The sequence below is a fragment of the Photorhabdus sp. RM323S genome (assembly GCF_042879375.1).
Classification (GTDB): domain Bacteria; phylum Pseudomonadota; class Gammaproteobacteria; order Enterobacterales; family Enterobacteriaceae; genus Photorhabdus; species Photorhabdus tasmaniensis.
Genome location: NZ_JBHFKZ010000193.1, coordinates 1 through 512 on the forward strand (window position 1 = coordinate 1; position 512 = coordinate 512).

The window sequence follows — 512 nt, forward strand, 5'->3', positions numbered from 1 at the left end:
CGTTCTGTAAGCCGGTGAAGGTGGCGCTGTGAGGCCCGCTGGAGGTATCAGAAGTGCGAATGCTGACATAAGTAACGATAAAGCGGGTGAAAAACCCGCTCGCCGGAAGACCAAGGGTTCCTGTCCAACGTTAATCGGGGCAGGGTGAGTCGACCCCTAAGGCGAGGCTGAAAAGCGTAGTCGATGGGAAACAGGTTAATATTCCTGTACTGAATGTGACTGCGAAGGGGGGACGGAGAAGGCTAGGCCATCCGGGCGACGGTCGTCCCGGTTTAAGCGTGCAGGTGGGCAGAACAGGCAAATCCGTTCTGCTGTCAACACTGAGGCGTGATGACGAACCGCTACGGCGGTGAAGTGGTTGATGCCCGGCTTCCAGGAAAAGCCTCTAAGCATCAGGTCATATTGAATCGTACCCCAAACCGACACAGGTGGTCAGGTAGAGAATACTCAGGCGCTTGAGAGAACTCGGGTGAAGGAACTAGGCAAAATGGTGCCGTAACTTCGGGAGAAGG

Annotated in this window: 1 rRNA gene; it reads left to right on the forward strand. The window is 55.3% G+C overall.

The features are described 5' to 3' along the window. Nucleotides 1-512: ribosomal RNA gene (locus ACGF7G_RS22615) — 23S ribosomal RNA — on the forward strand; the annotation flags it as partial.